Source organism: Pseudorhodobacter sp. (assembly GCF_030452865.1).
In the GTDB taxonomy this organism is placed as follows: domain Bacteria; phylum Pseudomonadota; class Alphaproteobacteria; order Rhodobacterales; family Rhodobacteraceae; genus Pseudorhodobacter.
The window spans coordinates 1-7462 of record NZ_JAKDLJ010000163.1; the positions used below are offsets into that span (position 1 = coordinate 1).

10 protein-coding genes and 1 pseudogene are annotated in these 7462 nt (G+C 59.0%); 7 read left to right on the forward strand and 4 right to left on the reverse strand.

Going from position 1 to position 7462, the window contains the following annotated elements; all coding sequences use genetic code 11:
- Positions 1-125: 125 nt before the first annotated feature.
- On the reverse strand, positions 126-479 hold the full coding sequence (locus tag L0H65_RS10715) for a helix-turn-helix transcriptional regulator (protein ID WP_301458926.1): 354 nt from the start codon (positions 477-479) through the stop codon (positions 126-128).
- A 227-nt stretch (positions 480-706) separates the two neighbouring features.
- On the opposite strand from L0H65_RS10715, the gene L0H65_RS10720 reads away from it, so the two are divergent.
- The 5 genes from L0H65_RS10720 (at position 707) to L0H65_RS10740 (ending at position 3301) form a co-directional block, all read left to right on the forward strand.
- Entirely contained in the window at positions 707-1060 is a 354-nt protein-coding gene (locus L0H65_RS10720) for an AtpZ/AtpI family protein (RefSeq protein ID WP_301458915.1), read from the forward strand.
- The gene (locus L0H65_RS10725; protein ID WP_301458917.1) at positions 1053-1802 is read left to right on the forward strand and encodes a F0F1 ATP synthase subunit A; all 750 of its coding nucleotides are present in this window, start codon (positions 1053-1055) and stop codon (positions 1800-1802) included. The genes L0H65_RS10720 and L0H65_RS10725 overlap by 8 nt, the downstream gene beginning before the upstream one ends.
- Before the next feature lie 44 nt (positions 1803-1846).
- Positions 1847-2095, forward strand: a complete 249-nt coding sequence (locus L0H65_RS10730; RefSeq protein ID WP_301458918.1) for a F0F1 ATP synthase subunit C — start codon at positions 1847-1849, stop codon at positions 2093-2095.
- A gap of 80 nt (positions 2096-2175) precedes the next feature.
- Positions 2176-2727 (forward strand): F0F1 ATP synthase subunit B', encoded by a 552-nt coding sequence (locus L0H65_RS10735; RefSeq protein WP_301458919.1) that lies wholly within the window; start codon positions 2176-2178, stop codon positions 2725-2727.
- Positions 2728-2731: 4 nt separating this feature from the next.
- A complete protein-coding gene (locus tag L0H65_RS10740; protein ID WP_301458920.1) occupies positions 2732-3301 on the forward strand; it encodes a F0F1 ATP synthase subunit B in 570 nt (189 codons plus the stop codon).
- An 81-nt stretch (positions 3302-3382) separates the two neighbouring features.
- Here the strand turns inward: L0H65_RS10740 and L0H65_RS10745 are convergent, their stop codons facing one another.
- The 3 genes from L0H65_RS10745 to L0H65_RS10755 all read right to left on the reverse strand — a co-directional run bounded on the left by L0H65_RS10745 (position 3383) and on the right by L0H65_RS10755 (position 5897).
- Positions 3383-4150: a FadR/GntR family transcriptional regulator gene (locus tag L0H65_RS10745; protein WP_301458921.1), complete on the reverse strand. Its 768-nt coding sequence runs from the start codon at positions 4148-4150 to the stop codon at positions 3383-3385.
- 113 nt (positions 4151-4263) lie between these two features.
- Positions 4264-4848 carry an OmpA family protein gene (locus L0H65_RS10750; protein WP_301458927.1) on the reverse strand — a complete coding sequence of 195 codons (585 nt, stop codon included), beginning with the start codon at positions 4846-4848 and terminating at the stop codon, positions 4264-4266.
- A 182-nt stretch (positions 4849-5030) separates the two neighbouring features.
- A complete protein-coding gene (locus tag L0H65_RS10755; protein WP_301458922.1) occupies positions 5031-5897 on the reverse strand; it encodes a bifunctional helix-turn-helix domain-containing protein/methylated-DNA--[protein]-cysteine S-methyltransferase in 867 nt (288 codons plus the stop codon).
- A 119-nt stretch (positions 5898-6016) separates the two neighbouring features.
- Between L0H65_RS10755 and nth the strand changes: the two genes are divergently transcribed.
- A complete protein-coding gene (nth, locus tag L0H65_RS10760; protein ID WP_301458924.1) occupies positions 6017-6661 on the forward strand; it encodes an endonuclease III in 645 nt (214 codons plus the stop codon).
- Positions 6658-7462, forward strand: a pseudogene (locus L0H65_RS10765) (adenosine kinase); the annotation flags it as partial. The gene nth and the pseudogene L0H65_RS10765, both read left to right, overlap by 4 nt.

The following is a 7462-nucleotide window of genomic DNA, read 5'->3' on the forward strand; positions in this document are numbered from 1 at the left end:
GCCAATTCACCCCCGGAGGATATTTTTACAGAGAAGACAATATGGTGGAGCGTTAGGGGATTTAACCGCGCCTCCATCATCGCAGGTCGCGTTCAAATAATCGACGAGAGGTGGAGGCTTGTATGTCAGGTTCCAGACGAAGCGCAGGTATCGGTTGGCAGGGACAGTTCGATGGCGAGAAACCGTTCGAATGCGTCGAGATTGACGGGTTCGAACTGCCCGAACCCCTGCATCCAGACCGAAGCGGCGCGAAGTGCATCTGGTTCCAGTTTGCACCATTTCACCCGGCCACGCTTTTCCTGGCTGATCAGCCCCGCCTCGGCCAGAACGGTCAGGTGTTTGGAAATGGCGGCAAGCGATATCGCGAACGGAGCGGCGACATCGGTGACCGCCATGTCATCCTCCAGCAGCATCGACAGGATTGTGCGGCGGGTTGGGTCAGCGAGGGCGGCGAATGTGGCATCTAGCGGGTTCGGCATGAAGCTGTTGTGCAATGTGTGGCGTGGATCGTCAACCAGCCGGTTGAATATGATTTTCAGGGCTGTTTTTCGATCCTGCGCGTTTCGGGGCACTCGCTGTTCAGTGAAATATGAAAATACCTAATGAAAAACAATATGTTGTGCAAGTTTCATGATTTCGGCAGATTGCTTGACTCAGGCCCGGCGCCTGCGTAGGTAGTGCAGGACTGCTGGAGGGACGTTCCGATATGGCGCAAGAACCCGATCCCGCGCGGCTGAGAGCCCTTGAGGCAAGGCTGGCGCAGGTTAAGGGAAAGCCGAAACCGGAGAAAACCGAGAGCGGCAAGGCATTTTCGCAGGGCGAGATGGCCTGGAGGATGGTGATCGAACTGGTTTCCGGCATGTTGCTGGGTCTGTCGATCGGCTATGGGTTGGACTACCTGTTCGACACGCAGCCCATTTTTCTGGTGATCTTTGCGCTGTTGGGGTTTGCGGCAGGGGTGCGGGTGATGTTGAAAACCGCGTCTTCGATGCAGATGCCCCCTGATGACACAACACGCGGGGGCCTCCCCCCCGGCAAGGACGAGGGCAAGGATGTCTGAAGAAGCAACCACCGGTTTCCAGATTCACCCGATGGACCAGTTCATCGTCAAGCCGCTGTTTGGAGGTGATCATGTTGCCTGGTATACTGTGACCAATGTGACGCTGTGGATGGCAATCGGGGTGGTGTTGATCGCCGCTCTCCTGATGCTGGGCACACGGCGTCGCGCCATCGTGCCGTCGCGCAGCCAGTCCGTAGCGGAGTTGCTTTACGGTTTCGTCCACAACATGGTGGAGGAGGTTACCGGCCATGAAGGCGTCAAGTATTTCCCCTATATCATGACGCTGTTCCTGTTCATCCTGTTTTCCAACGTGCTTGGCCTTTTGCCGCTTTCCTATACAGTGACGAGCCATGTCGCGGTGACCGTGGTTCTGGCGCTGATGGTGTTTCTGGGCGTGACCATCCTTGGGTTCGTCAAGAACGGGATCGGCTTTCTTGGCATGTTCTGGGTCACTTCGGCGCCGCTGGCCATTCGTCCGGTGTTGGCGCTGATCGAAATCATCTCATATTTCGTGCGCCCGGTATCCCACTCCATTCGTTTGGCTGGCAACATGATGGCGGGTCACGCCGTTATCAAGGTGATCGCGGGCTTTGCCTCGCTGGTCGTTGTCTCGCCCGTTGTCATCGGTTCTGTCACCGCACTTTACGGCCTCGAAATGCTGGTCGCCGTGGTGCAGGCTTATGTCTTTACCATCCTGACCTGTGTTTACCTGCGCGACGCTGTTGGCGGCGCGCATCACTAGGGTCTTTCCTTTCACATCTCTTCCAAAATCCTAAGGAGTATCAAATGGATCTCGCAGCAGCTTCTCAATTCGCGGAAATGGGCAAATTCATCGGCGCCGGTCTGGCAACGATGGGGCTTGGCGGCGCTGGTATCGGCGTGGGTATCATCGCCGGGAACTTCCTGTCGGGCGCGTTGCGCAACCCGTCAGCAGCACCGGGCCAGATGGCCAACCTGTTCGTTGGCATCGCCTTCTCCGAAGCACTGGGCATCTTCTCGTTCCTGATCGCTTTGCTGTTGATGTTCGCTGTCTGATCAACTGCCGACAGTCTGGTCAAAGCGGCGCCGCTGGTCGGTCGCCGCTTTGACAGTGAAGGGACCGACGGAGAGCGAATATGTCAAGTGAACCCTATCTTGAAGAAGCGGCGGGCGTTTGCGTCAATTCCCATGGCGGTGCCATCGGGATGCCGCAACTGTGTACCGAATGGTTTCCCAACCAGATTTTCTGGCTGCTGGTGGCCTTGGTCGCGATTTACCTGATCGTGACCCGCGTGGCTTTGCCGCGTATCGGCGCGGTTCTGGCGGAACGTCGCGGCACGATCACCAATGATCTGGCCGCCGCTGAGGAATTGAAACTGCGCGCGAAAGAAGCCGAAGCCGAGTACAACAAGGCATTGGCGACAGCGCGTGAGGATGCGGGCAAGATCGTGGCTGCCGCCAAGGCGGATATTCAGGCCGATCTCGACAAGGCACTGGCGAAAGCCGATGCTGATATCGACGCCCGGACAGCCGTGTCGGAAAAGCGGATCGCCGAAATTCGCGCAGGCGCGATGGAAAGCGTGACCGAGGTTGCCAAGGATACCGCCAAGGAATTGGTGGCGGCCTTGGGCGGCAACGCTGATGCGCGGTCAATCACAGCGGCGGTCAACGCCCGCATGAAAGGATAGTGCGATGAAAAAGCTGATCCTTTTGGCCGGTTTGGTTGCCAGCCCCGCGATGGCAGCCAGCAGCAACCCGTTTTCGACGCATTTCTACAGCCTGAGCAACACGAACCTGATTGTTCTGATCTCGTTCCTGTTGTTTGTCGCCATTCTGATGAAGTTCGGCGTGCCCGGCAAAATCACGGCGATGCTGGATGCCCGCGCTGTACAGATTCGTTCTGATCTGGATGAGGCGCGCGCCTTGCGCGAAGAAGCCAAGGCGATCCTCGCCAGTTATGAGCGCAAGAAGAAAGAAGTGCAGGAGCAGTCTGAGCGTATCGTTGCCAGTGCCAAGGATGAGGCAACCGCAGCGGCAGAGCAGGCAAAACTTGATCTTGCGGCTTCCATCGCGCGCCGTGTTGCGGCAGCGGAGGAGCGTATCGCCTCTGCCGAAGCCGGTGCAGTGCGCGCAGTGCGGGAACAGGCTGTGGCGATTGCCATTGCCGCTGCTGGCGAGGTTCTGGCAAAGCAAGTGACGCCGGAAACGGCTTCCGCCTCGATTGACGATGCGATCAAGGTGGTCGGCGCAAAAATGCACTGATTGCAGTTGCGTGATCTGGAATTGGAAATGCCCGGCCGTTGTGCCGGGCTTTTTTGTATCGCGTGGGAATATACCCTGCGATCACCGGGCGTTTTCGTGATCGAGCCTCAGGCGAGCAATTTCCTCAAACCGGTCAGATTGCAACTGATCGCGCAGCGCGGTTTGTACATAATCCAGGTGGCTGTCGACAGCAGCGCGGGCGGCGGCGGGGTCGCGCGATTGTAATGCCGCATTGATGGCGGCGTGTTGATCCAGCAAGGCGCTACGCGTGCTGCGGTCGCGGAACATCAGTTGCCGATTGTAGAACACGCCTTGTTTCAGCAGATCATACATCGACCGCATCATGTGCAGCATTACGACATTGTGGCTGGCCTCGATGATCGCCATGTGGAAGGCGGCATCAAGGTTCGCCTCATCTTCGGGCGCGCGCTTGCTGTGGGCTTGTTCCATTTTGGCAAATATCGTGGCAATCACCGCCAGATCGGTGTCTGATCCGCGTTCGGCCGCGCGTCTGGCGGCAAGTCCCTCCATGTCACGGCGGAAATCGAGATAGTCAAAGACTGATTCTTCGTGCTGCGAAAAAAGGTTGACCAGGGCGGGAGAAAAAGCAGAACCCAGCACTTCGGCGACGAACACCCCTGCGCCGGGGCGACTGTCCAGCAAGCCACGGCTTTGCAGATCGCTGATCGCTTCCCGCAGGCTGGGGCGGGATACGCCGAACCGTTCCGAAAGATCCCGCTCTGCTGGAAGGCGGTCGCCGGGGCGCAGGATGCCGCGCAGGATCAACTGTTCGATCTGGCGGATCACTGCGAAGGAGAGCCTTTCGGCTTGTATCGGTTGAAACGGCATCGTGGCGCACCTTGGTTATTGGTCAAGTTCTATGACCAAAAGCGGTGGTTCTCAATGGAAAAAGGGCGGGAATGCCCCGCCCTTTCACCCGTTTCAAACAGCCTGCCCGCCGATCAGTTCGGCCGGATGATGATTTCAACGCGGCGGTTTTGTGCACGCCCGGCGACCGTGAGGTTTGACGCGATCGGTTGATCTTCACCACGTCCGAAGGCAACGATGCGGCCCGCTGGCACGCCATTGGCCTGCAATACCCCCGCGACCGCGCCCGCGCGGCGTTGCGAAAGGCTTTGGTTATAGGCAGCGGCACCCGTGTTGTCCGTATGGCCAACCACCTGGATTGTGCTGTCGGGATAGTTGAGCAGGTTGCGGGAGACCGCCTGCAAATCACGGGTCAGCGTGCCGGTCAGATTGGCGCTGTCGGTCGCGAACAGGATATCTTGCGGCAGGTTCACCACCAGTTCGGACCCCGTGTTGGTCACCCCGATTCGATCATCACCGAGGGAACCGCGCAGGTCGCGTGCCTGCTGGTCAAGGCTTGCGCCGATTATGCCGCCGATCCCGGCACCGATTGCGGCACCCACTGCGGCTTTCACGAGCTTGTCGTCGCCCTTGCTGGTCGCGCCGAGTGCGCCACCAATCAAGGCACCTGTCACGGCACCGGTACGGCTGCGGCGGTTGTCTTCGGTGGTCGGGCCCATCGGGGCGACACAACCCGCAAGTGTGGTCGCGCCGAGCGCAAGCAGGAAAACCGGAATTCTGATGGTCATTTATCAAGCCTCATATCAATGGCACCCCGAACGGGAACGCTTGTTCATATTCATACACACGAACGCCGCAGGCTGCACCCGGTTCCCTCGAAAGATCGGCGGATTGGTGCCAATCATCCGACATGGGCAGAGATTTCGTGATCGGCGCGCGCGCCTTCCCAGGCCAGAAGCGCGCGTTTGACCGGCAAGCCCCAGTGATAGCCGCCAAGCGCGCCGGATTTGCGCAAGGCTCGGTGGCAGGGGATCAACCAGGACACCGGGTTGCGACCCACGGCTGTACCGACAGCGCGCACCGCTTTTGGGTGGCCTATGGCCGCCGCGATTTCGGAATAGGTGGTGACATGGCCGGAAGGAATACGCATCAGCGCCTCCCACACCTTGATCTGGAACGGTGCGCCGATCATGTAAATCGGTGCTTTGGTTGTTGCAGTTTGCGCACCAAACGCGATCTCCACCCAATCGCGCAGGCTGGCCGCGTCCTGTTCAAACCGAGCCATTGGCCAGCGCGATGTCAAGTCTGCCATCGCCGCCGCCTCTCCGGTTTCAGAGGCGAAACCGATGCCGCAGATACCTTTTTCCGTGCCCATCACCAAAGCCGGGCCGAAGGGGCTGTCAAACCAGCCCCAGCGAATCGTCAAGCCTTCGCCGCCCTGTGCGTAGTCGCCGGGACTCATCGCTTCCCAGCGTAGGAACAGGTCATGCAAACGCCCGGTGCCGGACAGGTTGGTCGCCATACTGGTTTCCAGCACGGTGAAGTGGTCGGCCAACAGACGGCGGGCATGATCCAGCGTCAGATATTGCTGATAGCGTTTCGGTGACACGCCCACCCATTGCGAGAACAGGCGCTGGAAATGCGCCGCACTCATCCCCATCTGGGTCGCGAGGTCATCAAGCTGCACCGGGCCATCCTGCGCGTCGATGAGGTCGATCGCGCGGCGGATAACGTGGAAATGGTACTGGTCGCTCAGGTCATTTGGCATCGGTCCATCCTCTTTGTGTTGATAGTAGACCCGGCGCAGTTGGGTTGCGACCCGTTTCCTGCGCAATTTCGCGGCGGCAAAGCCTTGTGGCAGAGGCGCAAACTCGGCATAGGTTGGCTATGGCAAAACAGCTTGACTATCAGACCATGGTTGCGGTGTTTTCCCGGTTTCAGGCGATTGAGCCTGCGCCGCAGGGGGAATTGTTCCACACCAACGCCTATACATTGCTGGTCGCGGTGGCGCTGTCGGCGCAGGCGACGGATGCCGGGGTGAACAAGGCAACGCGGGCTTTGTTCGCGTCGGTGGACACGCCGCAAAAGTTGCTGGATCTGGGCGAGGAAGCCTTGACGGAGGCGATCAAGACCATCGGCCTGTTTCGCACCAAAGCCAGGAATGTGATGAAAATGGCGCGGATATTGGTCGATGATTTCGGCGACGAGGTGCCGTCGAGCCGTGCGGCGCTGCAATCCTTGCCCGGTGTCGGGCGCAAAACCGCGAATGTGGTGTTGAACATTTGGTTCCATATGCCCGCGCAGGCGGTGGACACCCATATTTTTCGCATCGGTAACCGCACGGGGATTTGCCCCGGTCGCGATGTGGATGCGGTGGAACGGGCGATTGAAGACAATGTGCCCGCCGAGTTCCAGCTTCACGCGCATCACTGGCTCATCCTGCATGGTCGCTATATCTGTGTCGCGCGCAAACCCAAATGCGGGATATGCCCGATCCGTGATCTCTGCCCTTATGAGGATAAGACAATATGAAGACGTTTCAGGTGGTCGGCATCGGCAATGCTATGGTGGATGTGTTGGCCTATGCGGATGAGGCGTTTTTAGCCGCAAATGGTATCGGCAAAGGCATCATGCAATTGATTGATATGGACCGCGCGGTTGACCTTTATGGCCGGATCGGACCGGCCAAGGAAATCTCCGGCGGGTCGGCGGCCAATACGATTGCGGGTGTGGCGCATCTGGGCGGGCGCACGGCCTATATCGGCAAGGTCAAGGACGACCAGTTGGGCGGAATTTTCGCGCATGATATGCGCGCGCAAGGGGCAGTCTATGATACCCGCATGGCGCCGAAATAAGAAGCGCAGTAAACAGGGCGCTGCATCGCTTTGGTGACGCCGGATGGGGAGCGGTCGATGAATACCTATCTGGGGGTGACTGAGTTTCTGACGCCCTCTGATATTGATGAGCGGCAGATCCGGCAAGCCGAGTGGATTTACCTGGAAGGCTACCGCTTTGACGGGCCAGAAAGCCATCAGGCATTTGCACGCGCGATTGCGGCTTGCAAGGGCGCGGGTGGGAAGGTGTCGATCACCCTGTCCGATGCGTTCTGCGTGGAGCGGCATCGCGATGCGTTTCGTCGGATGATTGCGGAAGATGTCGATCTGCTGTTTGCCAATCGGTCAGAGATACTGTCGATGTATCAGACCGCAGATTACGAGGCGGCCTTGCAGGCGGCGGCGAAGGATGTGGCAATCGTGGCCTGCACCGATGGCGCGAATGGTGCGCATGTTCTGACGGATGGTCAGCATTGGCATCTGCCTGCGGTCCCGACGC